Here is a 26,508-nt window from a genome sequence, read left to right on the forward strand (position 1 = left end):
CCCCTCTCTTCTGTTCCGCTACACAGACCTTTTGCTTCCGCTTAACGGAATTCAACGTTCTGTTGAAGGAGTTTTCACGCTCGTAAGCACGGCGTCAAGGGTTGACTTCGACACCCGGCACTCCCCACACCTCCGACTGGACGTTTCCACAGAGTGAAATTAGGATTCCACCACGCAGAACGTAGCTACCCACAATCACACCGCCATGGACCACCGGACAAGCCTGCGAAGACACGGACAAAGCCCCCCTGACCGGCTATGACGCCCCCACGCGCGAGACCCCTTGGCAAGAACCGCCCGGTAGGCTGCTTCCTTGCCCGCCAGCACCGAAAGGAACGCGCCGTGCCGACGTCAAGCGCCAACGACGCCCCTGCTGAAGTCGCCGCCTCGAAGCCCCCCGCCGCGAGCGGTGGCGTCCAGTCACTTGAGCGCGCCTTCGATCTGCTCGAACGGATGGCGGACGCGGGTGGCGAGGTCGGCCTCAGCGAACTCTCCGCGAGCAGCGGCCTTCCCCTCCCCACGATCCACCGCCTCATGCGCACGCTCGTCGCCTGCGGGTACGTACGTCAGCAGGCCAACCGCCGCTACTCGCTCGGCCCGCGCCTGATCCGCCTCGGCGAATCGGCCTCGCGGCTGCTCGGCACGTGGGCGCGGCCGTATCTGGCGCGGCTCGTCGAGGAGACCGGCGAGACGGCCAACATGGCGCTGCTCGACGGCGACGAGATCGTGTACGTCGCGCAGGTGCCGTCCAAGCACTCCATGCGGATGTTCACCGAGGTCGGCCGGCGGGTCCTGCCGCACTCCACGGGGGTCGGCAAGGCGCTGCTGGCGCACACGCCGCCGGAGGAGGTGCGGGCGCTGCTGGCCCGTACGGGGATGCCGGCGGCCACGGAGAAGACGATCACGACGCCGGACGGATTCCTCGACGCGCTTGAGGAGGTCCGCCGGGCGGGGTACGCCGTCGACGACAACGAACAGGAGATCGGCGTACGGTGCCTTGCCGTGCCGGTGCCCAACTCGCCCACGGCGGCGGCGATCTCGATCTCCGGCCGGCGGGACGGGTGACGGAGGTGGCGACGGAGAGGATCGTGCCGGTGCTGCAACAGGTGGCGGTGGAACTCTCCGCGGCCCTGGTCAGCGCAGGCCCAGCCACTTCCGCCTGACGGAACACCCCAGAGTGCCCGGCGGCATCCCCTCCCCCGCCGCTCCGCGGCGGATGTCACCCACCCCCCGAAACTCGGCGTCGAGACGTCGAGGTAGAAGCAGGAGGGCGGGGGCACCGCCCGCAGCCAGCCCCCCCCCCCCCGTGAGCAGGGCAGGGCAGGGCAGAGCTGGGCAGGGTACCGCCCGACGGGCACAGGCCGACGACGGCCCGCGGCCGCGTACGCGCCCGAGGGGACGCGGGGGTATGTGCGCGCGGAGCACAGTGGTGGTCACCAGGGCGCCGAAGCAGCAAAGGCCCCACGCCAAGATAGCGAGCACGGACATACCCCCGCGGCCCCGTCCTCCCGACGAACCCAAGGCGCCCGGCCCGCACCACACCCGCACACCCCAGCCGCCCCCCAAGGCGCCCCCCGCCTCCCGCCCCACACGACGACGACGGCCTAAGCCAACCCCGCCCCCGCCCCGGCCCCGGCCCGCAACCGCCCGTCCACCATCCCCACCACCCGGTCCGCCACCGCAAGTCCCGCGCGGTCATGCGTGACCAGTACCGTCGCCGTCCCCCGCTCCCGCGTCAGCCCCGCCAACAACTCCAGCACCGCAGCCCCCCGTTCATGATCCAACGCACTGGTCGGCTCATCGACCAGCAGCACCGCCGGCCCGTTCATCAGCGCCCGCGCGATCCCCACCCGCTGCCGCTGCCCGCCGGACAGCTGATGCGGGCGCCGGCCCGCCTCCCCCTCAAGGCCCACCGAGACCAACAGCTCCCGCGCCCGTTCCCGGACCCGCCCCGCCGCACGTCGCCCGCGCCGCCCGTCCACGTGCGCCATCAACTCCAGCTGCTCCACCGCCGTCAGCGACGCCAGTAGATTCGGCTGCTGGAAGACGATGCCGAGGCGCCGCCGCCGCAGCTCCGCCTTCTCGGCCCGGCTCAGCGCCGCCGTCTCCACGCCGTCCACCACGACCCGCCCCCGGTCGGGCGTGACCAGCGTCGCCGCGACGGCGAGCAGGCTGGACTTGCCGGACCCGGACGGCCCCACCACCGCGGTCAGGGTCCCTCCCGGCACAGCGAGCCCCACCCCGTCCAGCGCGGTCAAGCGCCCCGCGCCGTCGGGATACGTAAGCGTGACGTCCTCCAGCAGCAACGAGATCGCCCCCGACGCCGCCACCGCCACCGACCCCGACCCCGACTGACCGACCGAACTCATCGAGCACTCCCCAACGCGACCAACGGATCAACGGCGGTGATCCGCCGTACGGAAAGACCGGCCCCGACCACGCCCAGCGCGACCATCACCGCGGCGGGCCACAGCACGGTCGACGGCTCCAGGACGAACGGGACGTCGCCGCCGCTGATGGCCCCGCCCACCGCGACCGCGATCCCGGTCCCCACCGCCGTACCGGCGACGAGCATCGCGACGGCCTGCCCGAGCGCGTCCCGCAGCAGATAGGCCGTGGAGGCGCCGAGTGCCTTCAGGACGGCGATGTCGGCGCCCCGCTGGATCGTCCACACGGTGAAGAACGCCCCTATGACCAGCGCGGAGATCACGAACAAGAAGCCCCGCATCAACTGCAGGGAGCCGTTCTCGGCCTGGTAGGAGCCGATGGCGGTGAGCGCGCCGTCGAGCGACTTCGTCTCGGTCCCGGCGGCCTCGTCCCCGGCCGCCAGATCGACGCCGCCCCCGGTCCGCAGTGCGATCACCGTCGCCTGCGCCTGCGCCTGCTCCTGCTCCTGCTCCTGCTCCTGCTCATCCCCGAACGTCCCGCCGCGCCCGAGCCGCTGCCAATCGTCGAGGGAGACCCACACGACGGGCGTATGGCTGTACGAGGCGTCGGACGCGACCCGCGCGACCCGCGCCTCGACGCCGGTGCTCCCCAGCCGGACACCGTCACCGACACCGGCTCCCAGCTCGTCGGCGGCCTTCGCGGAGAGCACCGCCCGCCCCGGCGCGACGCCGTCCGGCGCGATCCCGGAGTCCGGCTCGACGCCGAAGGCGGAGACCGCGCCAGACCGCTCGCCCGAGGTGGCGTTCAGGGTGCTGATGCCGATGGGTTGCGCGGAGGTCACGCCGGGCCGCTTGGCCCACTCCTCCCAGGCCCGCTGGGGCACCAGCGAACCGGTGAAGGAGACGGACCGGCCGTCGGGCGGCGCGGCGAACGCCAGGTGGTCGGCGGGCAGGCCGGTGATGGCCGAGGTGTTCTCCCTGGCCAGCCCCTCGGTCAGCCCGGACAGCAGACCGACGAGCAGAGTGATGAGTACGACGACGGCCCCCATCAGGGCGAACCGCCCCTTGGCGAACCGCAGGTCTCTCCATGCGACGAACATGCCCCCACCCTGTGTCCCGGGGCCCGGACCGGGCATCGCGCCACAGCACGGTTCACCCGAATCGAAGTGCGGAGCGCCCTTTCAACCTTTTGGTTGACGGTCCCGGCAACCGGCACCCGTACGGTGGAAGGCCCACAGCCCCCAGACCGCACCCAGACCGCACCCCACCGGAACCACATGCCCGGAACACGCACGAACCCGCTCCCCACCGCCCCCGTCACCGCCCCCGTCACCGCCCCCGCCCCCGTCACCGTCCCCATCCCCGTCGCCCCCACCCTCCGCCTCTGCCTGCACGCCCTGCTCGCCGGCCTGCTCACGCTGACCGCGGTCAAGGCGCTGACGGCGCCGGCGCGGCGCACCCCGCCGGAGTCGTCGCCGCGGCGCTGCTCATGGCGGCCGTATACGCGGCGGGTACGCGCAGCGCGGCCGTGGCCCGCTCGCGCCGCGCGGCGGCATGGTGGCTGGTGGCGCTGGCCGCGGCCTGGCTGGTATTGCTGGCGCTCTCCCCGGACGGGCTGTGGACCGCGTTCCCGCTCTACTTCCTGCAACTGCACCTGCTGCCGATCCGCTGGGCGCTGCCCGCGGTGCTCGTCACGGCGGCGGCCGCCATCGGGAGCTTCCTGGTGCACAGTTCACGGGTGACGCCGGGCAGTTTCATAGGGCCGCTGCTCGGCGCGGCGGTGGCCGTGGTCACGGTCCTCGGCTACGAGACGCTGTACCGGGAGAGCGAACGCCGCCGGGAGCTGATCGACGAGCTGATGGCCACCCGCGCCGAACTGGCCGCCGCCGAGCGGACGGCGGGCACGCTGGCGGAGCGGGAACGGCTGGCCCGGGAGATCCACGACACGCTCGCGCAGGGCCTGTCATCGATCCAGTTGCTGCTGCGGGCCGCGCAGCGCGCGCTGCCGGACGGCTCCGCCGCCGCCCCGCACATCGAGCGGGCGCGGGCGGCGGCGCAGGACAACCTGGCCGAGGCCCGCCGGTTCGTACGCGCGCTGTCGCCGCCCGATCTGGAGCGCGGTTCGCTCGCCGGGGCCCTGGAGCGGCTGAGCGCGTCGAGCACGGCGCCGCGTGTCCGGTTCTCCGTGAGCGGCACGCCGACCGAGCTGCCCACGCCGTACGAGGTGGCGCTGCTGCGCGTCGCGCAGTCCGCCCTGGCGAACACGGCGCGGCACGCGGAGGCGGCCCGCGCCGAGATCACGCTGACGTTCATGGACGCGTCGGTCACGCTGGACGTGGTGGACGACGGCCGCGGCTTCGACCCGGCGGGCGGCGTCGGCACCGCCCCGCGCGACGGCGACCCCGGCGGGGGCCTCGGCGACGCCGACTCCGGCTTCGGGCTCCCCGCGATGCGGGCGCGGGCCGAGTCGTTGGGCGGCACGTTCACGGTCGAGTCCGCCCCCGGTCAGGGCACGGCCGTCGCGATCTCGCTGCCCTTGCCGCTGCCCGCGGCGCCCGCACGGCCCGAGGAGGCCGCGGCGTGACGCGGGAACCGGGAGCGGCGGTCCGGCTGTTGCTCGCCGACGACCACCCCGTCGTACGGGCGGGTCTGCGCGCGGTCCTCGACGCGGAGCCGGACTTCGAGATCGTCGCCGAGGCGGCGACGGCGGAGGCGGCGGTGGAGCGGGCCGCGGCAGTTGGGCCGCAGCGCGTGGACGTGGTCCTCATGGACCTCCAGTTCGGCGCGGGGATGCATGGCGCCGAGGCGACGGCCGCGATCACCGCGCGCGAAGGGGCGCCGCGGGTCCTGGTCCTCACCACGTACGACACGGACGCGGACATCCTCGCTGCGGTGGAGGCGGGCGCGGCGGGCTACCTCCTGAAGGACGCGCCGCCCGAGGAACTGGCCGCGGCGGTCCGCACGGCGGCGTCGGGGCGGTCGGCCCTCGCGCCCGCGATCGCGCACCGGCTGATGGACCGGATGCGGGCGCCGGCGGAGGCGCTGAGCCGCCGCGAGCTGGAGGTGCTGCGCCTGGTGAAGGACGGCCTGTCGAACCAGCGGATCAGCAAGGAGCTGTTCCTGAGCCAGGCCACGGTGAAATCCCACCTGGTGCACATCTACGCCAAGCTCGGCGTGGACTCCCGCACGGCGGCGGTCGCCGCGGCCACCGCCCGTGGCCTGATCCGCAGCCGCCCCTGACCTCACCCGCCCAGGACCTCACCCGCCCAGGACCTGCGGCTCGCACGACCGGAGCCTGCCACTCGCACTCCCCCGCCGGCTCACCCCGCCGGCTCACTCCCCCGCCAGCGCGAAGTCCTCCGCCGTCATGTCGCGCAACGCCCTGCGCAGGCGCCGCGGCACCGTCGGGGCCGGGACCGTGAGGATCGGGCAGTCGGTGCGGGAGCGGACGCGGCGGTGGATCCGGGTCGGGCGGTGTCTGCCGGGGCGGGTGCCGAGGACCAGGAGGTCGTCGGGGTGGGCGGCGAGTTCGCTCAGGGCCCGGACCGGGCGGGCCCGGATCACCCGGCGCTCCGTCCTGACGCCGGGCGCCGCACCGCCGAAGACGTCGTCGAAGGCGCGGTCGAGGCGGGTCCGCGCCTCGCCCCACCAGTGGCGGGCCCACTCCCGGTCGGGGTGGCGCAGATGCAGCGCCTCGCCCTCCGGCGGCTCCCAGGCGGTCACCGCGACGAGCACGCGCCGGCTGCGCCGGGCCTCTTCGGCGGCGACGCGCAACGCCGCGAGGCTCGCCGGCGAGCCGCTCACCCCGACGACCACACGCCCGCACACACGCTCGGTTCCGGTTCCGTTCCGCGTCCACCCCATCGGGTGCCCCTCCCAGGCCAAACAAGCTGACTGAAGCCGACGGGAAGGGAGTCTGTACGCTGATTGGCCTGGAGAGCAGGGCCAATCGGCGGGAGTTGGCATGGCAGAGGCACGAGCGGTCCAGAGCATGGACAGCGTGGGCAGCGCGTCCAGGAGGGTGGACCGAAGGCTGGGCAGCCGCCGGCTGGCCGATCTGCTGACCGGCACCGCGGGCCGGCGCCCCGGCTACCGCGCGCTCGCCCAGGGCGTACGTACCCTCCTGCTCGACGGCCGCGTCCCCCTGCACACCCGGCTGCCCGCCGAGCGCGAGCTGGCCGCGGCCCTGTCGGTGAGCCGGGCCACCGTCACGGCGGCGTACGACGTCCTGCGCGAGGGCGGCTACGCGCGCAGCCGTCGCGGCGCGGGCACCTGGACCGAGCTGCCGGAGGGGCAGCGGCCGTCCAGCGTGGCGGCGTTGCTGGTGGGCGACGACGTGCTCGACCTGGCGGTGGCGGCGCCCGGGGCCCCGGAGGCGGAGCTGAGCGCGGCGCTCGGCGCGGCGGGCGCGATGCTGGCCGGGCACGCGCCGACGCCGGGGTATCACCCTTACGGCATACCGGAGTTGCGGGCGGCGGTCGCCGAGCGGTTCACACGGCGTGGCCTGCCCACGCTCCCCGATCAGATCCTGATCACCACGGGCGCGCAGCACGCGCTGTCCCTGACCCTGACGCTGCTCGGCAGGCAGGGCGACCGGGTCCTGGTGGAGAACCCCTCGTACCCGAACGCCCTGGACGCGATCCGCGGCGCGGGCCTGCGCGCGGTGCCGGTGCCGGTCACGGACGACGGCTGGGACAGCGGGCTCGTCGAGTCCTCGCTGCGGCAGGCGGCGCCCCGTATCGCGTACCTCGTCCCGGACTTCCAGAATCCGACGGGGCGGCTGATGCCGCGCGAGCAGCGGGTGCGCATCCTGGAGACGGCCCGCGCCACGGGCACCTGGCTGCTGGTCGACGAGACCATCGCCGACATCGCGCTGGACGTCCCGCCGCCCGCGCCGTTCGCCTCGCTCGCGCCGTTCGGCGCGGGTGAACAGGTGGTCACGGTGGGGTCGTTGAGCAAGTCGCACTGGGGCGGGCTGCGGATCGGCTGGGTGCGGGCGGGCTCGAAGCTGATCACCGAGCTGGCGATGGCGCGGGTGCCGGTCGACATGGCGACGCCCGTCATCGAGCAGTTGGTGGCGCTCCATCTGCTGCGGGGCATGGACGACGTACTGCGCGAGCGGCTGCCGCGGCTGCGGGCGCAGCGGGACGCGCTCGCGGCGGCGCTGGCCCACCACCTCCCGGAGTGGCACTGGCGGCTGCCGCCGGGCGGCCTCTCGCTCTGGGTGGACCTGGGACGCCCGGTGGCGTCTTCCCTGGCCCGCGCGGCGCTCGCGCACGGCGTACGGATCGAGGGCGGTTCACGCTTCGGGGCGGACCCGGGCACACACGAACACCGCCTGCGCATCCCGTACACGCTGCCGCCCGATCTCCTGGAACAGGCGGTGTCCCGCCTGGCGGCGGCATCGACGGAGGACCTGCGAACCGCAGGTGACGACACGGGTCGCCGCCACTGGGTGGCATAACGGCAACGCGCCCCCGCCCTTGCCCCCACCCCTCAGCGTCCCCCGCCTCGCCGAACATCTCCACCGCCCCCCGCACCCCCGCCAGGCCCGGCGCCAACGCGCTGACCGAGCCGATCGCGCCCGCTACGAGGAGCAGAGAGCGCCGCAGGCGGGGGATCTCCGGGGTGCCGCCGTCGGCCATCGCGGCGAGTGCCGCCAGTTCGTCCTCGGCGATGCCCCGGTCGGTGAATTCGATCGGGTGCGCGGCCAGTTCACGGCGCAGCCGGGACACGGCGGTGCGCAGTTCGGCCACCCGGGGGTCCTCGTCGCTGCCCGTCACTCGTCTCTGCCCCACGCTTCGCAACACAGTTCTCCCCCTCGCACGCCTTCGTGCGGCTGTTCTCGTGCGTCTTCCGGCGGCCCCGGGTGGCGCTGGTCAGGCGCCGGGGGCCGCAGATCAGTAAACCGCCCCCGACATGGGCAGCGCCACTTTCCGGCCGTGGCCGCGGCCGGAACGGGCTGCCCCGATCGGGTGTATCCAAGAGGCATGACGACAGAACCGATGAACGCGCGCCCCAAGGCCACGGACGCCGCCGAAGTCACCGGGCTGCTGCTGGCGGCCGGCGGCGGGCGGCGCCTCGGCGGGCGACCGAAGGCGCTCCTGGAGCACCGGGGCCGCCCCTTGGTGGAGCACGCGGTGGCGGTGCTGCGCGAGGCCGGCTGCACGCGGGTGCACGTCGTCCTGGGCGCCGCCGCCGACACCGTACGCGCGCGTGCCTCGCTGCCCGGCTGCGTCCTGGTCGACAATCCGGAGTGGGAGCAGGGCATGGGATCGTCCCTCCGGGCCGGCCTGGCCTCGCTCCGGGACACGGGGGCGGACGCGGCGCTGGTCTCGCTCGTCGACCAGCCGGGCATCGGCGCGGCGGCGACGGCGCGCGTGCGGGACGCCTACCGGTCGCCGTCGACGCTCGCGGCGGCCGCGTACGACGGGGTGCGCGGCCATCCCGTGCTGTTCGGTTCCGCGCACTGGGCGGGCATCGAGGCGACCGCGGTCGGCGACCGGGGGGCACGCGACTATCTGCGGGCGCATGCCGCCGCTGTCACGCTGATCGAGTGCGGGGAGGTGGCCGAGGCGTATGACATCGACACGGCGGCGGACCTGATCCACTTGGAGTGACCGGGGTGGCACTCAGCGACACGTTCTGTCGACGAAAAGAATCTCGACATCAACAAACGATTGAACTTCCACCATGAGGAAACTAGTATCCACTGACCAGAAGGCCCGTTCCCTCGGACGGGGCCCCGCAGCCGTACCTCGGCCCCCGTGGCACTCAGTGCCATCGCGTCTGCCCGGCGGCTCGCCCGGCACCGTCCGTGCAGCTCTCTGAAGGAAGTGACAGCTCATGTCCGCACTAGCGCCGTCGCCGCTGGCCATCGTCGACGCAGAGCCCCTGCCCCGGCAGGAAGAGGTGCTCACCGACGCGGCCCTCGCCTTTGTGGCCGAGCTGCACCGGCTGTTCACGCCCCGGCGTGACGAGCTCCTCGCCCGGCGTGCCGAGCGCCGTGCCGAGATCGCCACCACCTCCACCCTCGACTTCCTCCCGGAGACCGCCGCGATCCGCGCGGACGACTCCTGGAAGGTCGCCCCGGCCCCGGCCGCGCTGAACGACCGCCGGGTGGAGATCACGGGTCCGACCGACCGCAAGATGACCATCAACGCCCTGAACTCGGGCGCCAAGGTCTGGCTCGCCGACTTCGAGGACGCCTCCGCGCCCACCTGGGAGAACGTGGTCCTCGGCCAGCTCAACCTCACCGACGCCTACGAGCGCCGCATCGACTTCACCGACGAGCGCACCGGCAAGTCGTACGCCCTCAAGGACGCCGGCGAGCTCGCCACGGTCGTCATGCGCCCGCGCGGCTGGCACCTGGACGAGCGCCACCTCCAGGTGGCGGGCCGCCCGGTCCCCGGCGCGCTCGTCGACTTCGGCCTGTACTTCTTCCACAACGCCAAGCGGCTCATCGAGCTCGGCAAGGGCCCGTACTTCTACCTCCCGAAGACGGAGTCGTACCTGGAGGCGCGCCTCTGGAACGACATCTTCGTCTTCGCCCAGGACTACGTCGGCATCCCGCAGGGCACGGTCCGCGCGACCGTCCTGATCGAGACGATCACCGCCGCGTACCAGATGGAGGAAATCCTCTACGAGCTGCGTGACCACGCCTCGGGCCTCAACGCGGGCCGCTGGGACTACCTCTTCTCCATCGTCAAGAACTTCCGTGACGGCGGCGAGAAGTTCGTCCTGCCGGACCGCAACCAGGTCACGATGACCGCCCCGTTCATGCGCGCGTACACCGAACTCCTCGTGCGCACCTGCCACAAGCGCGGCGCGCACGCGATCGGCGGCATGGCGGCGTTCATCCCGTCCCGCAAGGACGCGGAGGTCAACAAGGTCGCGTTCGAGAAGGTCAAGAACGACAAGGACCGCGAGGCCGGCGACGGCTTCGACGGTTCTTGGGTGGCGCACCCGGACCTGGTCCCGATCGCCATGAAGTCCTTCGACGCGGTGCTCGGCGACAAGCCGAACCAGAAGGACCGGCTGCGCGAGGACGTGCGCGTCTCGGCCGCCGACCTCATCGCCATCGACTCCCTCGACGCGAAGCCCACGTACGAGGGCCTGGTCAACGCCGTCCAGGTCGGCATCCGCTACATCGAGGCGTGGCTGCGCGGCCTCGGCGCCGTCGCCATCTTCAACCTCATGGAGGACGCCGCCACCGCGGAGATCTCGCGCTCGCAGATCTGGCAGTGGATCAACGCCGGTGTCGTCTTCGAGAACGGCGAGACCGCGACCGCGGACCTCGCCCGTGAGGTGGCGGCGCGGGAACTCGACGCCATCCGCGCCGAGATCGGCGACGAGGCGTTCGCGGCCGGCAAGTGGCAGCAGGCCCACGACCTCCTCCTCCAGGTCTCCCTGGACGAGGACTACGCGGACTTCCTGACGCTCCCGGCTTACGAGCAGCTGCGCTGACACCTGTCGCGCGTACGTCTCCCGATCCGCCCCCGGCACCGCACAGCGCCGGGGGCGGATCGCGTGCGTCAGCGGGCAATCCGGGGCGCCGTCGGCTACGTATCACCCATGTACGCCGACCCGCGTCCTGAAGGATCACCGCGTGAATGATGTCGTCCGCATCGGCTCCCGGTCAGCGCCCGGACCCGACCTCCAAGAGCTGGTCGCCCGCGTCGCCCGCGGCGATCAGCAGGCCTTCTCCGGTGTCTACGACGCCGTGGCGGGCCCCGTCCTCGGCGTCGTCCGCGGGGTGCTGCGCGACCACGCCCAGTCCGAGGAAGTCACGCAGGAAGTACTGGTCGAGGTGTGGCGCACCGCGCCCCGCTACCGGCCCGACCTCGGCACGGCGATGAACTGGGTGCTCACCCTCGCCCACCGTCGCGCGGTGGACCGCGTCCGCTCGGTGGAGGCGTCGGCGGCCCGCGAGCACAAGGCCGCCCTGCTCTCCCGCACCCCGGAGTTCGACGAGGTCAGCGAGGAGGTGGAGACCCATCTGGAGCGGGAACAGGTGCGCCGGTGCCTGCGCGCCCTGACCGAGGTCCAGCGTCAGTCGGTGACGCTCGCCTACTACCGCGGCCTGACCTACCGGCAGGTCGCCGAACTCCTCGCCCTGCCCTTGGGCACGGTCAAGACCCGCCTGCGCGACGGACTCATCCGGCTGCGCGACTGCCTGGGGGTGAACGCGTGAGCGCCACCGCCGATCTGCACACCCTCACGGGTGCGTACGCCGCGAACGCGCTGGACGACGCCGAACGTGCCCGGTTCGAGGAGCACCTCGCGCTCTGCCCGCCGTGCGCCCAGGAGGTACGGGAGCTGACCGCGACCGTCGCGCGGCTCGCGACGGCGGCGGCCGTCGCACCCCGCCGTGCCATGAAGGACGAGGTGCTCGCACGCATCGCCACGGTCCGTCAGGACGTACCGCACGGCGAACCGGACGCGAGTACGGGTACGAAGCCGCGCAGGGCACGCGGGGCGCGCGACGCCTCCCGCTGGGCCCTGGCGGCGTGCCTCGCCGCGGCCGTGGCCTTCGGGGGCACGGCGGTCTGGCAGCACCAGCGGGCGCAGGACGCACGCGAGCAGGCCCGGCAGGCCCAGGAGCAGGCCGGGCAGCGGTCGCAGGAACTCGCGGAGGTGCTGGCCGCCCCCGACGCCAGGTCCCGCACCGGCACGTTCGAGGGCGGGGCCAGGGGCACGGTCGTGGTGTCCAAGCGCCTCGACAAGGCCGTGTTCGTGGCAGGCGACATGGCGCGGCCGCCGCGGGGCAAGGTCTACCAACTCTGGTTCGACGACGGCGAGGCCATGCGTCCGGCCGGTCTCATGGACCCCGCCCGCCCGACCGAGGCGGTGCTGATGCGGGGCGAGGTCGGCGACGCGAGGGGCATGGGCATCACGGTGGAGCCCGCGGGCGGCTCGGCCCGGCCGACCTCGGCACCGGTGGCGCTCATGCCTTTCCCGGCCTGAGGTACGGGGCTGCGTGAGGTCCGGCGCTGTCGGGCGTTCGGCGCCAGACGCACGGTGCTGCCACTCCCCCGCCCCCTCCCCGCGGCGCCACTGACGCACCACACAGACACCGCCATCGAGGGCCCCGCACACCGGATTTCACTCGATCGGGGAACCCACCCATCCGCAGGGCCGTCGGCCACGGATACCCCACGTGAAGACAGAACGGAAGGTCCCGCGGCGGCACGCCGACCGGTGGCGCGTGGCGGCCGGTGCGCTCAGCGGGCTGCTGGCCGGATGCGCGGCGCTGGCGGTGGCGGAACTGCTGTCCGCGGCGGTCCGCCCCGAGTCCGGTCCCGTGGTCGCGGTCGGCGGCGCCGCCATCGACCGCACGCCCGCCGCCGTCAAGGACTGGGCGATCCAGCGCTTCGGGACGGACGACAAGCTCGTCCTCCAGGCGGGCATCCTCGCCGTGCTGGCCCTCCTGGCGATCGCGCTGGGCCTGCTGGCCCTGCGCCACCGCCGGGCGGGCTCGGCGGGCGTGCTGCTCTTCGGCGCGATCGGCGCGGTCGCGGCGACCACCCGCCCGGACTCGACAGGCCTGGTCGACGCGGTGCCCTCGCTCGTGGGCTCGGTCGCCGGTGCCGCGCTCCTGTACGTACTGATGGGACGCCTCGTACCACGCGCTGCCGCGGCCACGCCGGACGGTGCCGGCGGCGAGGGATGGGACCGGCGCGGTTTCCTCATCGCCGCGAGCGCCGCCGCGGCCGCGTCGGCGGGGGCCGGTGTCCTCGGCAAGTCGCTGAACGCCGCGAGCGGCAAGGACGCCGTCGCCTCGCGCGCGGGCGTCGCGCTCCCGGCCCCGGCCTCGGCCGCGTCCCCCGCACCGAGGACGGCGCAGCTGCGCGTGCCGGGCATCAGCTCCTTCGTCACGCCCAACAAGGACTTCTACCGGGTGGACACCGCGCTCGTGGTCCCCAAGGTGAACGCCTGGACCTGGCGGCTGCGGATCCACGGCAAGGGCGTCGGGCGCGCGAGGACCCTGTCCTTCGCGGACCTGCTGCGGCGCGACCTGATCGAGCGGGACATCACGCTCACCTGCGTGTCGAACGAGGTCGGCGGCCCCTACGTGGGCAACGCCCGCTGGATCGGCGTGCCGTTGGCGGAGCTGCTGGAGGAGAGCGGCGTCGTACCCCCGTCCCGGGGCGGCCCGGCGGACCAGCTGGTGGCCCGGTCCGTGGACGGCATGACCATCGGCACTCCCGTGGAGGACGTGATGGACGGCCGCGACGCACTGCTCGCCGTGGGCATGAACGGCGAGCCGCTGCCCTTCGAGCACGGCTTCCCGGTGCGCATGCTGGTCCCCGGGCTGTACGGCTATGTGTCGGCCTGTAAGTGGATCAGGGACATCGAGCTGACCACGTTCGACGACTACGACCCGTACTGGGTGCAGCGGGACTGGGCCAGGAAGGCGCCCGTCAAGACCCAGTCGCGGATCGACACCCCCAAGCCCTTCGCGCGGCCCAAGGCGGGCACGGTGATGGTCGCCGGGGTCGCCTGGGCGCAGCACCGCGGCATCGACAAGGTCGAGGTGCGTGTCGACGACGGCCCCTGGCGGCCCGCCGATCTCGCCGCCGAGGACACCCGGGACACCTGGCGCCAGTGGTCGTTCCGGTGGAAGGCCACTCCCGGGGGCCACACCCTCACCGTGCGGGCGACCGACCGCACGGGCACGGTCCAGACCGAGCAGCGGACCCGCACGATCCCCGACGGGGCGAGCGGATGGCATTCGGTGGTGGTCACCGTCGACTGAGCCCCTCCCCGCTCCCGGCACCGGCGCGAGCCCCCCGCTCGCACCCGAGAAAAACAATCCCCGCGGATCAGATCCGTACCGCGGCCGTCTCCCAGGAGAAAGAACCATGAACACCACACCCCGCCGCCTGCGCCGCACCGCTCTCGCCGTCGCCTCGGTCGCGTTCCTCCCGCTGGCCCTCACGGCCTGCTCGGACGAGAGCGAGGACAGCTCCTCGTCCTCCGACGCGTCGAAGTCGTCGGCCGCCGAGAAGAAGGCCGACGAGAGTCCCTCCGAGGACACGGCCGCCATGACGGAGCCGTTCGGCCCCGCCTGCGCGTCCGTGCCCAAGGACGGCGAGGGCAGCTTCGACGGCATGGCCAAGGACCCGGTCGCCACCGCGGCCTCGAACAACCCGGCGCTGTCCACCCTGGTCACGGCCGTCAAGAAGGCCGGTCTGGTCGACACGCTCAACAACGCCGAGGACATCACCGTCTTCGCGCCGACGAACGACGCCTTCGCGAAGATCCCCAAGGCGGACCTGGACAAGGTCCTCGGCGACAAGGCCCAGCTCACCAAGATCCTCACCTACCACGTGGTCGGGGAGAAGCTTGAGCCCAAGGATCTGGAGAAGGGCTCCTACGCCACGCTGGAGAAGAGCAAGCTGACGACGTCCGGTTCCGGGGAGTCATTCAAGGTGAACGACTCGGCCGACGTGGTCTGCGGCAACGTCGAGACCTCCAACGCGAAGGTCCACATCATCGACACGGTCCTGATGCCCAAGAGCTGACGCCCGTCCGCTCTCCCGCGACCGGCTGACGGCGCGCGCCCCTTCCCCCGGCGGGCGCGCGCCGTCAGCCCGAGTGCGTCGACCAGTCCTGTTTCGCCGCCGGCTTGCCGTGCAGGTCCGGGACCCGCTTCAGCCAGGCCGGGCGGCCCGCCTCCGTGGCGGCGGCGCGGCGCGCGTCGGCCGCGGCCAGTTCGCCGCGGGTGGGGAAGCCGGTGGGCAGCCAGGCCGCGGAGGAGCGGGCGCGGGCCAGGAGGTGACCGACGTAGGCCTCGCGCACCTCGTCGGGCGAGGCGAAGCCGGACTCGTCGGCGAGCCAGGCCTCCGGGACGAGGCCGACGATGTCGCGCAGCACGGACTCCGTGACGAGCGGGGCCAGTTCGGCGTCGGCGGCGGCCATGTCGGGGCCGTAGCCGCCGAGGGCGTGGTGGCGGAAGTCGTACGCCTTGTCGGGCGCCGACGCGCCCCAGCGGTGGTGGAAGACGAGGGCGGCGCCGTGGTCGATGAGCCACAGCTTCGGCGGCCGGGTGCCGAAGGTGGGCCAGACCATGAGATTGGAACTGTGCACCGTGCGGTCGACGTTGGCCGTGAGGGCGTCGAGCCAGACGACCTTGCCGGCCTCCAGCGGATCCACGTCGATGGCTTCCGGGGTGAAGTCCTTCGCGCCCGGCAGCAGATCCATGCCGAGGTTGAGGCCCGCGCTGGCGCGCAGCAGGTCCTGGACCTCCTGATGCGGCTCGTCGCCGGCGACCGCCGGGTCGAAGTGGACGAGGACCAGCTCGGGAAAGCGCAGACCGAGGTGGCGTGCGAGCTCTCCGACGACGATCTCGGCGACCAGCGCCTTGCGGCCCTGGGCGGATCCGGTGAACTTCACGACGTACGTACCGAGATCGTCGGCCTCGACGACGCCGGGGACGGAGCCGCCGGTGTGCAGGGGCTCGATGTAGCGGGTCGCGGTGACCTCTTTCAGCATTTTCTCAGGCCACCCATCTGTTCCCCCTTGCTTCCGGCCTCCGGCATGACGTGAGCATAGTGGCCGAGGGTGCCCGGACCATCAGAGAGTGCGCGGCAGCGCCTTCTCGCCGCCGCCTGTGCGGCGGGTGGCCCGGTGAGCGGCGAGCGCGTCCGCGGGCGTGGCATGGATGGGCATCAAAGTGTCGACTCCGGTCAGCGTGAGGATGCGCATCAAGCGGGCGGGGACGGCGGCCAGGGCAAGGGAGCCGTCCGCGTCGTTCGCCCCGTGCCAGATGCCGATCAGCGCGCTGAGGCCGGAGGAGTCGCAGAAGGTGACGCCCGTAAGGTCCAGGATGAGGTGGGGCTGTCCCTGGTTGATCACGTCGAGTGCCGTGCTGCGTACGGCGGAGGCTGTATGCCGTTCCATCGCGCCCGTGACGACGGCGACCGCGAGAGGACCGGAGGTGTGCTGGACGCTGAGGTGCGCGTCATCGGTCGGTGTGGTCATCTCTCCTCACCGCTGAGCTGGGGAAGGGCGGTGGTGTGGGCAGTGGTGGATACGCCGGGGGCGTCGACCGTGTCCGGCCTGGGGACGGACAGGGCCAGCAGTGCGACATCGTCTCCGTCGCCGTCCGGCATCGTTTCCAGCAGGGCGACGACGTTGTCCACCAGAGTCGTGGCGCTGGTCGGGCCGGTCTGTTCGTGAAGGAAGGCGGTGAGTCCTTCCTCGCCGAGCATGGTCCCGTCGCTGGTTCGGGCCTCGGTCAGACCGTCGGTGTACAGCAGGAACCCCTCGCCCGGCGCCAGGGAGAAGCTCGTCTGGGCGAAGGGCGCCTCGGGGAAGGCGCCGATGAGCATGCCCCCCTTGGGGCGTACGGCCTTCACCCACACGCCCGTTTCGTCGTCCGCCGGCCGCAGATGGTAGGCCGGGGGGTGCCCACCGGTCGCGACCGTGATGTGAAAGCCGCCTGTCTCCTGCCGGGTGAGCAGCCCGAACACGGCGGTACAGAAGCGGCTGCCGGCCGCCGCGTCGGTCAGCAGGGCTGTGTTCAGCGCACCCAGCACGGCGACCGGGTCGGACTCGTGGTGAGCTGCCGCGCGAAGGGTGTAGCGGGCCAGTGAGGTCACGCTCGCCGCCTCGGCTCCCTTGCCGCACACATCTCCGAGGAAGAACGCCCATCGCCCGGCGTCGAGAGGGAAGACGTCGTAGAAGTCGCCGCCGACGTCGTGGACGGAGGCGGTGTGATAGTGGCAGGCCAGCTCCAGCCCTGGGACCGCGGGCAGCGACGGGGGCAGCAGGGTGCGCTGGAGGGTGGAGGCGAACGCGGCGATGGCGGCCTTGTCCTTCTCCGCCTGCTCGCGTGCCTTGCGCTCCGCCTCCGCCCGCTCGTGCTCGATCTCGGCGTGCCAGCTCTCCGCCAGCCGCCGCTCCTGTTCATGGCGCACTGCGGCCAGCGCGGCAAGACGCAGTTCGAGTTCGTCCATCACGATCGCCGCGAGGTCGGCGAGGGTGGCGGTGTCGTCCTCGGTGATGGAGCGCGGCTTGGTGTCCAGGATGTTCACCGTGCCCAGCCGGTGTCCATCCGCGGTGGTGATCGGGGCGGCTGCGTAGAAACGCACTCCCAGCGGACCTGTCACCAGGGGGTTGCCCCGGGCGACGTCGTCGAGGAGGGTGTCGGGGATGACCAGGGCGTCGTCGCGCAGGACGGCCGAGCCGCACAGGCCGGGGTCCCGGCCGATCTCGCTGACATCTTCCAGTCCGTGGGCGGCCTTGAACCAGATCCGGTCGGTGTCCACGATCGTCACCGTCGCGACCGGCACGTCGAAGAGGCGGGCGGCCATCGCCGCGACGCGGTCGAACGCTCCGTCCGGCGGGGTGTCGAGGATGCTGTAGCGGCGTACCGCCGCTATCCGCCCGACTTCCGTGTCGGGATCGGCGACTGCGTTGGGACGGCTGAGTTCTTCTCGCCCCGCGTCTTCCTCGGGTACCGAAACCTGCTGGGGCATCGGCCTGCTGCCTTTCCATCCGGTCCATCCGGCCGACGGGCGCGGCGCGAACCGGGGCAGCCTAAAGGGAACCCCCGTTCCATGGCCAATGCGGTCCCGGCGTGCAGGGATGGGGTGAGGCCGGCAGGCGGGCGTCCATCGGCTTGCCGGGGGACAGCGGATGTCGACGGCGGAGAACCGCGTCACGGTTCCGCCCGAGGTCGCCCACCCTCACCAGTGGCCCCGAAAGAGGCCCGTGCGCTGTCGAGGGCGTTCTTCGACCGGCTCGCCGTGCTCATGATCGGGGGCTGATCCAGGCCGTCGATGGCTTCGAACTGATGCGCGACGTTGGGTTCGTCACACCAGATCGCGCAGCTGGTGCCTCCGTACGCAGCGTCCGTTCCGGCTCGGTGTCACCTCCACGTGGGTCACAGACCGTGCACGGTGGTGAGGTCGGTGAGTCCGGAAATCGTCAGTACGGGAGCGAGGAGGGGAGTGGCCACGAGCTGGAGGCGGTCGGCGCGTGAGAACAGCACGTCGAGACCGGCGCTGTCCAGGTACTCCACGCCGGTGAGGTCGAGGACGACCGGCTCTTGCGCGGTATCCAGTGCCGTGGCGAGGGCGTCGGTGTTGGTCATGTCGATCTCGCCGACGGCTGTCAGCAGTGCGGTGCCATCGGGCCGCCGACCGGGGGTCAGGGTGAGCGGGGTGGTCATCACGAGATCCTTGTGTGCATGTGGACGGTGGTACCTGTGGAGTCGGAGGTGACGGTGACGTGCTCCATCGTGGCTTTCATCAGAGTCATGCCGCGCCCGCGGTGCGTGTTCGCCCCCGGCTCGGGGGGCTTCCACTGTCCGGTGTCGGCGACGACCAGGCGCAGGCCGTCCACGTATGCCTCGACCCGCAGGTGAACGGGGGCGCCCGGGGTGTGGCGGTGGCCGTGCTCGATGGCGTTGGCGCAGGCTTCCCCGGCTGCGACCAGGACGTTCTGCGCGGTCTGCGGGGCAGCCGGCACCGTTCGAGCCAGGCGCGCAGGGTCTTGCGGACCGACGCGAGCTGCGCGGACTCGGCGGGGAAGGTCATGTCCAGCGGGGCGGGGTGCCGGTACAACAGCAGGGCGACGTCGTCGTCGTAGCCGTTCTCGGGGGCCAGGTGGGTCATGACCTGTGTCGCGAGGTCGTCCACGGCGACGTCCCTGCCGTTCTGGACGGCCTTGCCCGCCTCGTCGATGCCCGCCCTCAAAGAACGGCGGCGGCGTTCGACAAGGCCGTCGGTGTACAGCAGAAGGGTGGCGCGGGAGGGGAGGGTGCACTCCGCCTCGGGGCGTGGTCTGCCCGGGCGGACGGCCAGTGGGATGGACCGTCCGTCCTCAAGAAGGCGGGTGGTGCCGTCGTGGAGGGCGAGGATGCCCGGCGGGTGCCCGGCGCTGGAGTAGATCAGCCGGCCGGCCTCGGGGTCGAGTACGCCGCAGAAGACCGTGGTGCACAGCGCGCCCGGGATGGCGGCGGCGAAGTGGTCCAGGGCCATGAGGGTCTGGGCGGGGTTCGCGTCTTGCAGGAGCAGGGCCCGGCAGGCACTCCGGAGTTGACCCATGACGGTGGCCGCTGCCAGCCCCCGGCCGACACAGTCGCCGACGACGATGCCGATCCGCCCGTCGGGCAGCGGCACCGTGTCGTACCAGTCACCGCCCACCTCCAGGGGCCGGGTAGCCGGTTCGTAGCGGACGGCGAAGCCCTCGGGCAGGCAGGAGGGTCCCAGGATGGCCCGTTGCAGGGCGAGGGCGGTCTCGCGCTGCTGGTCGATCTGATGGACGCGGACCAGGCCCTGGGCGAGACGCCCCGCGAGGAGTGACAGCAGCAGCTGGTCCTCGTCTGTGAAGGGCCTGTTCGGGCCCAGGTCCACCCACAGGACCATGGGGCCCTCGGGGTGCTCCACGGTGATGCCCGCGCTGCAGTGCTCGGCGACGGGGGTCAGCAAAGGGCGCCCGCGCTGGGCGATGAGCGCCTCGCGCCGCTCGACGGGCAGCTCCTGCCAGTCCGGTGTGGCGGCTGTCGCGGTCAGTTCGGGTTCCGAGTGATGGCCGAAGACGACGGCCATCACCTGCTCGGCTCGCCACAGTCGGTTCAGCTCGCTCAGTGCGCCGGTCAGCGCCTCGGACAGGCTGGTGGCCTGGGAGACCTTCAGGCTCAGCGCCGCCAGGGCGCTGTCGCGCTGGATGGCGTAGTGCTCGGCGGTGACGTCCCGGAAGGTGCCGACGGTCACGCGGTGACCGGTGTTGGGGTCCTGTGCCTGGTTGAAGGCGGCTTCGATCCACAGCCGGTGCCCGTCACGGTGGGTGACGGGGATGGTGTAGCGGCCGTGTCCCTCATTCATCAGACCCGCGAAAGCCTCGGCCACCCGCTGATGGGCGTCCGGATCGCTGCCGGACTCCGGCCACCAGGGGTGGATCGGCGCGTAGGGCAGCTCTTCGGGCCCGTACCCGAGGATGTCGGTGAACGCCGCGTTGATCTCCACGACGGCGCCCTTCTCGTCACAGACGAAGAAGGCCTCCTGGAGGGAGTCGATCAGCGCGGTCCGCCAGCGGGCGTGGTGGGTGCGCAGCCGGGACAGTTCCACATTGGCCCGTACCCGTGCCAGCAGTTCCGCCGCGGCGAAGGGTTTGACGAGATAGTCGTCGGCGCCCGCCTCCAGACCCTCGATGGACGCCTCCTGCCCGGCCCGCGCGGAGAGCAGCAGGACGGGCACGGCCGCGGTACGCGAGTCCGTACGCAGCTCCCGCACCAGGGACAGCCCGTCCAGGCGGGGCATCATGACGTCGCTGACGACGACGTCGGGGAGGTCGGTGCGGACGGCACGCAAGGCTTCGTATCCGTCGGAGACCGCCTCCACCCGGTGTCCGGCCCCCCGCAGGATGCGGCTCAGGTACTCGCGCATGTCGGCGTTGTCGTCGGCGACCAGCACTCTTGCCGATGCGGCGGTCGGCCGGACGGCGTAGGCCCTGGCGCTGTCGGGTGCCGTCACTACGGGCAGGTCCGGCTCGCAAGCGCCCGTGGGCAGCCAGCGCAGTGCTTCCAGGACGTACGGCTCGGCGGTGGAGGAGACCGCCCGGGCGCAGGCGGACGGCGCGAGGGCGTCGGCGGGCAAGTGCGCGGAACCGAAGGGCAACCGGATGGTGAAGGTGGTGCCCTTCTCCGCCGCGCTCTCGGCGGTGATCGTGCCGCCGTGCAGGCCGACGAGTTCCTTGACCAGGGCGAGACCGATGCCGCTGCCCTCGTTCGAACGGGAGCGGGATGTCTCGATGCGGTGGAACCGCTCGAAAAGCCGCGGCATCTCCTCGGCGGGCACCCCGATGCCCGTGTCGGCGACCGTGACGGCCGCGTGGTCGCCCTCGGCGCTGACCGCGACGCGGATGGAGCCCGCGAAGGTGAACTTCAGCGCGTTGCTGAGCAGGTTGAGGACCACCTTCTCCCACATGTCCCGGTCGATGTACACGGGCTCGTCCAGCGGGGCGCAGTCGACGTCGAAGGCAAGGCCGGCCTTGTCCACGGCCGAGCGGAAGACGCTGGCCAGCTCGGTGGTGACCACCGACAGATCGGCCGGCTCGTACCGGGCCCGCATGCGTCCGGCTTCGATCCGGGAGAAGTCCAGCAGGCTGTTGACGAGCTTGCCGAGCCTGAGACCGTTGCGGTGGATGGCCGCCAGTTCTTCGCGCAGCCGGGAGTCGGCGTCGTCGAGCTGTGCGCGGAGCTCTTCCACCGGGCCCATGATCAGGGTGAGCGGTGTGCGGAACTCGTGACTGATGTTGGAGAAGAACGTGGTCTTCGCCCGGTCCAGTTCCGCCAGTTCCTCGGCGCGCTGCTGCTGGGCCTGGTAGCTGCGCGCGCTGGAGATGCCGGCCGCGAGGTGGCCGGCGACCAGTTCGATAAAACCGCCGTATTCCGCGTCCAGCGGGCGGTAGCGGTTCAGCCCGGCCGCCATGAACCCGTAGGGGTGGCTGCCCTGCTGGAGAAGGGGTACGACCAGCGCCCTGGTAGGCGGCTTCGGCCACGGCCCGGCGGGCAGGTCGGTGAACGGGGCACGGTCCAGGTCCACGGCCGTGGACTCTCCGCGGGCCAGCGCCTCGACCGGCCACACGGAATCCTTGTCCTTGTCGGCTGCGAGAACGGGGGGCGCCGCGGGGTGTCCGACGGTCAGGCCGGTCGAACCGGCCAGCCGCGCGGTGCCGTCCGCATCGAACAGATAGGTCAGTGTGAAGGGCAGGTCGTGCGGGTTGCGGCCGAGCTGATGACCGGCGAGGGCCAGCATCTCCTCCTCGGTCCGCACGACACTCGGATCCGAACCGAGGTCCCGCAGCGTCGCCATCCGCCGTTCACCGATGACGCGTTCGGTCTCCTCGCTGACCACGCACAGCATCCCGACCACCACGCCGGAATCGTTCCGCAAAGGGCTGTAGGAGAACGTGTGGTAGCTCTCCTCCCTGTATCCGGACCTCTCCAGGAACAGCAGCAGGGCCTCGTCCCAGGTGGCCTTCCCGGTGTTCAGCACAGTCTGGATGCGCGGGCCGATGTCCCCCCAGATCTCCTCCCACACCTCGTCGGCCGGACGGCCCAGGGCCCATGGGTACTTCTGGCCGAGGGTGTCCCGGCGATAGGCCGCGTTGCAGAAGAACGTCAGGTCGGGGCCCCACGCCATCCACATGGGAAACCGGGACGAGAGCAGGATGTCCACCGCTGTCCGCAGGCTCTGGGACCAGCGGTCGGGTGGCCCCAACGGCGTCGCGGTCCAGTCCACCGCGGCGAGATCACCGCCGACTGCCTCATCGGCTGCGAACACACCGGCTGCGAACACATCGGCGGCCGAAGTCGGCGGCCGGCGTTCAGCCCCCGCGGAACGCGTCACAGGAAACCCTTTCATCCACGCCACCCGGCCCCGCCACCGTGCTGAGCGGGTCCGGGCCGACCCATACGTCCCACGTCTTCCACGCGGGGCGTCGGAATCGAACAGGCCGGTACGGGAGCGCCGGCCCTGGCACGTTCTTCCACCGATACCGTGCCCGCGCTGCTCCTGTCGATGCCGGCCGCCCGTAGGATAGGTCGGCCCGACGGAGCATCGTCACTCGGTATGGTGACGGCACTACTCACGCGGGGGCGGTCGCCATGACCTCACGTACGCCGATACGTCCCCTCGCTCCCCCTCCGGCGAGGACAGACGTATGGCCGCGGGCACAAACGCACTCGCGGACGCGGCTGGTCACGGTTCCGTCGAATCCGTCTCCCTCACTGACCGGGCCGGCGCGCGGTGGGCACAGCATCCGCTTCTCCGCGCCCGTGCCGCTTCGGCTCCGCCGACAAGCGCCGATCGGCTGCCCCCGCGTGCATCGCCGGCGAACGCGTCCGGCGGGCCGACGCCGAACCTATGATCGACGCTCCGCCGTCCCCGCCCACGGGCCGCCATGCCCTGTCCGTGCCAGTACCGCCCGCATCACCCCACCAGGAGAACCGGTGACCGAGCCCGCCCTGACCGTCGACCAGAAGATCCACCGCCCCGGCATCGTCCTGCTGACGGTGGCCGGTGAACTCGATCACCACACGGCACCCGAACTCGCCCAGGCATTGCAGAAAGTTCCGTTCGCCCCAGGCTCCGCCCTGGTGATCAACCTCTCCGGTCTCACCTACTGCGACTCCACCGGCATCACCGTGCTCGTCACCACCTACCACCGCGCAGAGGCCGCCGGTTGTTCCCTCAGCCTGGCCGGACTCAGCCGGGAACTCACCCGCATCTTCCACATCATCGGCCTTGACCAGGTGTTCAGCGTCCACCCCACCGCCGACGACGCCCTCGCCACGCTGAGCCACGGCGAGCAGTAGTGAGGGGTGGAGGCGTCAGAGCCGATTCCCCCTGCGGAGAACCAGCTACGCCGGCGTGACGAGACCGAGGGGCACCTTCAGTCGGAAGCCGCGGGTGGCGAGCTCGGCCTGATCCGGAGGCCATCGTCACCGGCCGCCGAAGACGGTGGATCATGGCTGCAGCATCTGTTGTGCTCCCAGGGGGAACTCGATGACCAGCATCACCGGCACGCTCGTACGGCGTGCCCAAAGACCGACGGCAGCTGTCGCGGCCGCGGCCGTCGCACTCGTCGCAGCGGCCGGGTGCGGCTCCAGCGGCGGACACGCGCATGCGAACCGCACAGCAGCCCGCGCCGAACCGTCGGCCGCCGACGGCGCCCGAGCCGCCAAGCTCATCGGCAAGGCGATCGACGTGACGCTCGGTCAGGACTACCTCCGCTCGACCCGGCGGATGAGAACCGAGGGCACTACCGTCATGCACAGCGCGGTACGCGGCGACATGACGGCATGCCGGACACACGCCCGGAAGGGCGCCAAGAGCCTGGACTGGGTCGTCACTCCGTCGGCGCTCTACACACGCGGCAGCAAGGAAGCACTCATGCTGTCGCCCGAAGCCAAGCAGGACCCGGTACGTGTGAAGGTGATGGCTGACCGGTGGGTGAAACGTAACGCCGGCGTCCACGGCATCATGCGCGACATGTGCGCGTCGAAGACCCGGCGGGACTGGCTGAAGGAGCGGCTGCCCTCCCTGGACGAGCTCAGGGAGGTCACCCCGACGCAGCGCCTGGTGAAGACGCGGGGACGGCCCACGACCAAGATCACGTACGAGTGGGAGGGGGAGCCGGTGGAGTTCCACGTCGCCGCCCAAGGCACTCCGTTCCTCCTGCGGGTCACCAACCCCGCCGAAGACCTCGATGAGTCGTTCAGCGACTTCGGCGAGCCGTTCCGCGTGACCGCGCCGCCGGGATCGGCCACCGAGTACGAGATGGCGGCAGAGGTTCTCGCGGCCCAGTGACTCGCTCGGCGGCGCACGGTGCGTCGCCGAGCGAGTGGCCGTGCGTGCATGGCCGGTTCAGGACGGGGCAAGCTGAGCGTCTGGGAGGTGGAGGATGCCATGACCATGACTGAGCAGCCGGTGGAGCCGGCGGGTGACGTGGCCTGCTGTCCGCGCCACGAGCGCCCCGGTCGCCCCGGGCGCCGCGGACAGGGGCCCGGCGAGGAGGCGCCGGAGACAGCGAGCGAGCGGGTCAACCGGCGCTGGCACGAGATCCTGCAGGAGACGCGGGTCGCGCAGACGGGCGTGCAGATCCTCTTCGGTTTCCTGCTCAGCGTGGCCTTCACCCCGCTGTTCCGGGAGTTGGAGACCTTCGACCGCGCCACCTACGTCGTCACCGTGGTGCTGGGCGCGGCGGCCACCGGCGCCCTGATAGCGCCCGTCTCCCTCCACCGCTTCCTGTCGGGGCAGCGGATGAAGGACGATCTCGTGGCGGTGGCCGGCCGTCTGGTGGTGTGCGGCATGGTGCTCCTCGCGCTGACCATCGGCTGCACACTGCTGCTGATCCTCCGCGTGACAGTTACCGGGGCCCTCGCCGAAGTACTCGTCGGGGCGGTCATGCTGTGGTTCGGTGTGTGCTGGTTCGCGCTGCCGCTCGCCCTGCGGCGCCGCGCCGCTCGGCGGTCCCCTACCGACGACGCCTAGGGCGCGGCGGGTTCCTCACGGACGGTCCCACGGACGCTCCTGACGGACGTTCCCCACGGACGTACCCCACGGACGTACCCCACGGACGTACCCCACGGACGTACCCCACGGACGTACCCCACGGACGTTCCTCACGGACGTTCCCCACGCAGACGGAAGGCGCAGGCATGACTTCGCAGAACGCCGCGCCCGCGGGCCGGCCGCTGTACGGGTGCATGGGGCTCGGCGGGGCCCGGGACACCGCTCCGTACACCGCCTCGGACATCGCGCACGCCGAGGCCGCCGTCGAGGCGGCGCCGGCCATCGGCATCACGGCGTTCGCCCATGCGGACATCTACCGGCACGGCAAGTCCGAGGCGGTCTTCGGTGAACTGCTCGCCCGCGCGCCGGAGCTGCGGGGGCGCGTCGTCGTGCAGACCAAGTGCGGCATCCGGCAGGCAGCCGACGGCCTGCCCGGCATGTAGGACCTGCGGGGGCCGAGCATCGTGCGGCGCGTCGAGGAGAGCCTCTCCCGGCTGCGCACCGACGTCATCGACGTACTGCTCCTGCACCGGCCCGACCCGCTGGCGGACCCGGAGGAGATCGCGGAGGCGTTCGCCTCGCTGCACGGGCAGGGCCTGGTGCGTCGCTTCGGGGTGTCGAACATGAGCGCCGCGCAGATCGCGCGCCTCCAGGCGTACGTCGATGTGCCGTTGGTGGCCAACCAGTTGGAGATGAGCCTCGCCGACCGGGACTGGGTCGAGGCCGGCGTCCTCGTCAACACGCCGGCCGCGGCGGCGAACGGCTTTCCGCACGGGACGATCGAGTACTGCCACGCCCACAAGATCCAGCTCCAGGCCTGGGGCGCCCTCGCGCGGGGCCGCTACACCGGCACGCAGGACTCGCCGGCCAGGCAGCTCGTCGCCGATCTCGCCGAACGCAAGCGGACGACACCGGAGACGATCCTGCTGTGGTGGCTCCAGCGCCATCCCGCCCGGATCGCCCCGGTCATCGGTACGAGTCGGCCCGAACGCATCCTCGCCTGCCGTGACGCCGTGAGCCGCGATCCCGAACTCACCCACGAGGAGTGGTACGAGCTGTGGGTCACCGCCCGGGGCGGCCCCCTGCCCTGA

At 72.1% G+C, this 26,508-nt stretch carries 18 protein-coding genes and 5 pseudogenes; 14 read left to right on the forward strand and 9 right to left on the reverse strand.

The features are described 5' to 3' along the window. Positions 1 to 342: 342 nt before the first annotated feature. Positions 343 to 1,163 (forward strand): annotated as a pseudogene (locus tag ACOBQB_RS05850) (IclR family transcriptional regulator). Between the two features lie 441 nt (positions 1,164 to 1,604). On the opposite strand, the gene ACOBQB_RS05855 reads toward ACOBQB_RS05850, so the two are convergent. Both ACOBQB_RS05855 and ACOBQB_RS05860 read right to left on the reverse strand, forming a co-directional pair. Then, complete coding sequence (locus ACOBQB_RS05855) at positions 1,605 to 2,312, reverse strand: ABC transporter ATP-binding protein (protein ID WP_423590430.1); 708 nt, start codon at positions 2,310 to 2,312, stop codon at positions 1,605 to 1,607. Between the two features lie 53 nt (positions 2,313 to 2,365). Further along, positions 2,366 to 3,487 carry an ABC transporter permease gene (locus ACOBQB_RS05860; RefSeq protein WP_423589315.1) on the reverse strand — a complete coding sequence of 374 codons (1,122 nt, stop codon included), beginning with the start codon at positions 3,485 to 3,487 and terminating at the stop codon, positions 2,366 to 2,368. A gap of 258 nt (positions 3,488 to 3,745) precedes the next feature. On the opposite strand from ACOBQB_RS05860, the pseudogene ACOBQB_RS05865 reads away from it, so the two are divergent. Together ACOBQB_RS05865 and ACOBQB_RS05870 are read left to right on the forward strand one after the other, a co-directional pair. Continuing rightward, positions 3,746 to 4,971 (forward strand): annotated as a pseudogene (locus ACOBQB_RS05865) (sensor histidine kinase). Further along, a complete protein-coding gene (locus ACOBQB_RS05870) occupies positions 4,968 to 5,627 on the forward strand; it encodes a response regulator (RefSeq protein ID WP_423589317.1) in 660 nt (219 codons plus the stop codon). Before ACOBQB_RS05865 ends, ACOBQB_RS05870 begins: the two are co-directional and overlap by 4 nt. Positions 5,628 to 5,720: 93 nt before the next feature. Here the strand turns inward: ACOBQB_RS05870 and ACOBQB_RS05875 are convergent, their stop codons facing one another. Further along, positions 5,721 to 6,251: a universal stress protein gene (locus tag ACOBQB_RS05875; RefSeq protein ID WP_423589318.1), complete on the reverse strand. Its 531-nt coding sequence runs from the start codon at positions 6,249 to 6,251 to the stop codon at positions 5,721 to 5,723. A gap of 100 nt (positions 6,252 to 6,351) precedes the next feature. Between ACOBQB_RS05875 and ACOBQB_RS05880 the strand changes: the two genes are divergently transcribed. After that, the gene (locus ACOBQB_RS05880; protein ID WP_423589320.1) at positions 6,352 to 7,851 is read left to right on the forward strand and encodes a PLP-dependent aminotransferase family protein; all 1,500 of its coding nucleotides are present in this window, start codon (positions 6,352 to 6,354) and stop codon (positions 7,849 to 7,851) included. 46 nt (positions 7,852 to 7,897) lie between these two features. Here the strand turns inward: ACOBQB_RS05880 and ACOBQB_RS05885 are convergent. Further along, positions 7,898 to 8,197, reverse strand: a pseudogene (locus ACOBQB_RS05885) (DUF5955 family protein); the annotation flags it as partial. A gap of 180 nt (positions 8,198 to 8,377) precedes the next feature. Between ACOBQB_RS05885 and ACOBQB_RS05890 the strand changes: the two are divergent. From ACOBQB_RS05890 to ACOBQB_RS05915, 6 genes are all read left to right on the forward strand, one after another. Beyond that, positions 8,378 to 9,007 (forward strand): nucleotidyltransferase family protein, encoded by a 630-nt coding sequence (locus ACOBQB_RS05890; protein WP_423589322.1) that lies wholly within the window; start codon positions 8,378 to 8,380, stop codon positions 9,005 to 9,007. A gap of 226 nt (positions 9,008 to 9,233) precedes the next feature. Then, positions 9,234 to 10,853, forward strand: coding sequence for a malate synthase A (gene aceB, locus ACOBQB_RS05895; RefSeq protein WP_423589323.1), 1,620 nt, complete (start codon positions 9,234 to 9,236; stop codon positions 10,851 to 10,853). 142 nt (positions 10,854 to 10,995) lie between these two features. Next, the gene (locus ACOBQB_RS05900; protein ID WP_423589325.1) at positions 10,996 to 11,580 is read left to right on the forward strand and encodes a sigma-70 family RNA polymerase sigma factor; all 585 of its coding nucleotides are present in this window, start codon (positions 10,996 to 10,998) and stop codon (positions 11,578 to 11,580) included. Then, positions 11,577 to 12,353: an anti-sigma factor gene (locus tag ACOBQB_RS05905; protein WP_423589326.1), complete on the forward strand. Its 777-nt coding sequence runs from the start codon at positions 11,577 to 11,579 to the stop codon at positions 12,351 to 12,353. Before ACOBQB_RS05900 ends, ACOBQB_RS05905 begins: the two co-directional genes overlap by 4 nt. 193 nt (positions 12,354 to 12,546) lie before the next feature. Next, complete coding sequence (locus tag ACOBQB_RS05910) at positions 12,547 to 14,145, forward strand: molybdopterin-dependent oxidoreductase (protein ID WP_423589327.1); 1,599 nt, start codon at positions 12,547 to 12,549, stop codon at positions 14,143 to 14,145. A gap of 106 nt (positions 14,146 to 14,251) precedes the next feature. Beyond that, positions 14,252 to 14,914 carry a fasciclin domain-containing protein gene (locus tag ACOBQB_RS05915; RefSeq protein WP_423589328.1) on the forward strand — a complete coding sequence of 221 codons (663 nt, stop codon included), beginning with the start codon at positions 14,252 to 14,254 and terminating at the stop codon, positions 14,912 to 14,914. Positions 14,915 to 14,978: 64 nt separating this feature from the next. Here ACOBQB_RS05915 and ACOBQB_RS05920 read toward each other — a convergent pair whose 3' ends face one another. The 5 genes and pseudogenes from ACOBQB_RS05920 to ACOBQB_RS05940 form a co-directional block, all read right to left on the reverse strand. Beyond that, the gene (locus ACOBQB_RS05920; protein WP_423589329.1) at positions 14,979 to 15,884 is read right to left on the reverse strand and encodes a HipA family kinase; all 906 of its coding nucleotides are present in this window, start codon (positions 15,882 to 15,884) and stop codon (positions 14,979 to 14,981) included. Between the two features lie 81 nt (positions 15,885 to 15,965). Beyond that, positions 15,966 to 16,373, reverse strand: a complete 408-nt coding sequence (locus ACOBQB_RS05925; protein WP_423589330.1) for an STAS domain-containing protein — start codon at positions 16,371 to 16,373, stop codon at positions 15,966 to 15,968. Next, positions 16,370 to 17,872 (reverse strand): PP2C family protein-serine/threonine phosphatase, encoded by a 1,503-nt coding sequence (locus ACOBQB_RS05930; RefSeq protein WP_423589331.1) that lies wholly within the window; start codon positions 17,870 to 17,872, stop codon positions 16,370 to 16,372. The genes ACOBQB_RS05925 and ACOBQB_RS05930 overlap by 4 nt, the downstream gene beginning before the upstream one ends. 407 nt (positions 17,873 to 18,279) lie before the next feature. After that, positions 18,280 to 18,567: an STAS domain-containing protein gene (locus ACOBQB_RS05935; RefSeq protein ID WP_423589333.1), complete on the reverse strand. Its 288-nt coding sequence runs from the start codon at positions 18,565 to 18,567 to the stop codon at positions 18,280 to 18,282. Beyond that, a pseudogene (locus tag ACOBQB_RS05940) lies at positions 18,567 to 22,765 on the reverse strand (SpoIIE family protein phosphatase). The gene ACOBQB_RS05935 and the pseudogene ACOBQB_RS05940 overlap by 1 nt, the downstream one beginning before the upstream one ends. 587 nt (positions 22,766 to 23,352) lie before the next feature. Between ACOBQB_RS05940 and ACOBQB_RS05945 the strand changes: the two are divergent. The 4 genes and pseudogenes from ACOBQB_RS05945 to ACOBQB_RS05960 all read left to right on the forward strand — a co-directional run bounded on the left by ACOBQB_RS05945 (position 23,353) and on the right by ACOBQB_RS05960 (position 26,508). Next, the gene (locus ACOBQB_RS05945) at positions 23,353 to 23,718 is read left to right on the forward strand and encodes an STAS domain-containing protein (RefSeq protein ID WP_423589334.1); all 366 of its coding nucleotides are present in this window, start codon (positions 23,353 to 23,355) and stop codon (positions 23,716 to 23,718) included. A gap of 190 nt (positions 23,719 to 23,908) precedes the next feature. Further along, on the forward strand, positions 23,909 to 24,712 hold the full coding sequence (locus tag ACOBQB_RS05950) for a hypothetical protein (RefSeq protein WP_423589336.1): 804 nt from the start codon (positions 23,909 to 23,911) through the stop codon (positions 24,710 to 24,712). A 99-nt stretch (positions 24,713 to 24,811) separates the two neighbouring features. Next, complete coding sequence (locus ACOBQB_RS05955; RefSeq protein WP_423589338.1) at positions 24,812 to 25,396, forward strand: DUF6328 family protein; 585 nt, start codon at positions 24,812 to 24,814, stop codon at positions 25,394 to 25,396. A 215-nt stretch (positions 25,397 to 25,611) separates the two neighbouring features. Continuing rightward, positions 25,612 to 26,508, forward strand: a pseudogene (locus tag ACOBQB_RS05960) (aldo/keto reductase).

Origin of the sequence: Streptomyces sp. G5(2025) (assembly GCF_049542075.1) — a bacterium.
Taxonomy (GTDB): Bacteria; Actinomycetota; Actinomycetes; order Streptomycetales; family Streptomycetaceae; genus Streptomyces.

What these genes read in the sequence shown, in the direction of transcription:
- ACOBQB_RS05860 (WP_423589315.1), bottom strand. Translation starts at nt 3,487, where the DNA reads ATGTTCGTCGCATGGAGAGACCTGCGGTTCGCCAAGGGGCGGTTCGCC.
- ACOBQB_RS05875 (WP_423589318.1), bottom strand. Translation starts at nt 6,251, where the DNA reads ATGGGGTGGACGCGGAACGGAACCGGAACCGAGCGTGTGTGCGGGCGT.
- ACOBQB_RS05880 (WP_423589320.1), top strand. Translation starts at nt 6,352, where the DNA reads ATGGCAGAGGCACGAGCGGTCCAGAGCATGGACAGCGTGGGCAGCGCG.
- ACOBQB_RS05890 (WP_423589322.1), top strand. Translation starts at nt 8,378, where the DNA reads ATGACGACAGAACCGATGAACGCGCGCCCCAAGGCCACGGACGCCGCC.
- aceB (WP_423589323.1), top strand. Translation starts at nt 9,234, where the DNA reads ATGTCCGCACTAGCGCCGTCGCCGCTGGCCATCGTCGACGCAGAGCCC.
- ACOBQB_RS05915 (WP_423589328.1), top strand. Translation starts at nt 14,252, where the DNA reads ATGAACACCACACCCCGCCGCCTGCGCCGCACCGCTCTCGCCGTCGCC.
- ACOBQB_RS05920 (WP_423589329.1), bottom strand. Translation starts at nt 15,884, where the DNA reads ATGCTGAAAGAGGTCACCGCGACCCGCTACATCGAGCCCCTGCACACC.
- ACOBQB_RS05925 (WP_423589330.1), bottom strand. Translation starts at nt 16,373, where the DNA reads ATGACCACACCGACCGATGACGCGCACCTCAGCGTCCAGCACACCTCC.
- ACOBQB_RS05930 (WP_423589331.1), bottom strand. Translation starts at nt 17,872, where the DNA reads ATGCCCCAGCAGGTTTCGGTACCCGAGGAAGACGCGGGGCGAGAAGAA.
- ACOBQB_RS05935 (WP_423589333.1), bottom strand. Translation starts at nt 18,567, where the DNA reads ATGACCACCCCGCTCACCCTGACCCCCGGTCGGCGGCCCGATGGCACC.
- ACOBQB_RS05950 (WP_423589336.1), top strand. Translation starts at nt 23,909, where the DNA reads ATGACCAGCATCACCGGCACGCTCGTACGGCGTGCCCAAAGACCGACG.
- ACOBQB_RS05955 (WP_423589338.1), top strand. Translation starts at nt 24,812, where the DNA reads ATGACCATGACTGAGCAGCCGGTGGAGCCGGCGGGTGACGTGGCCTGC.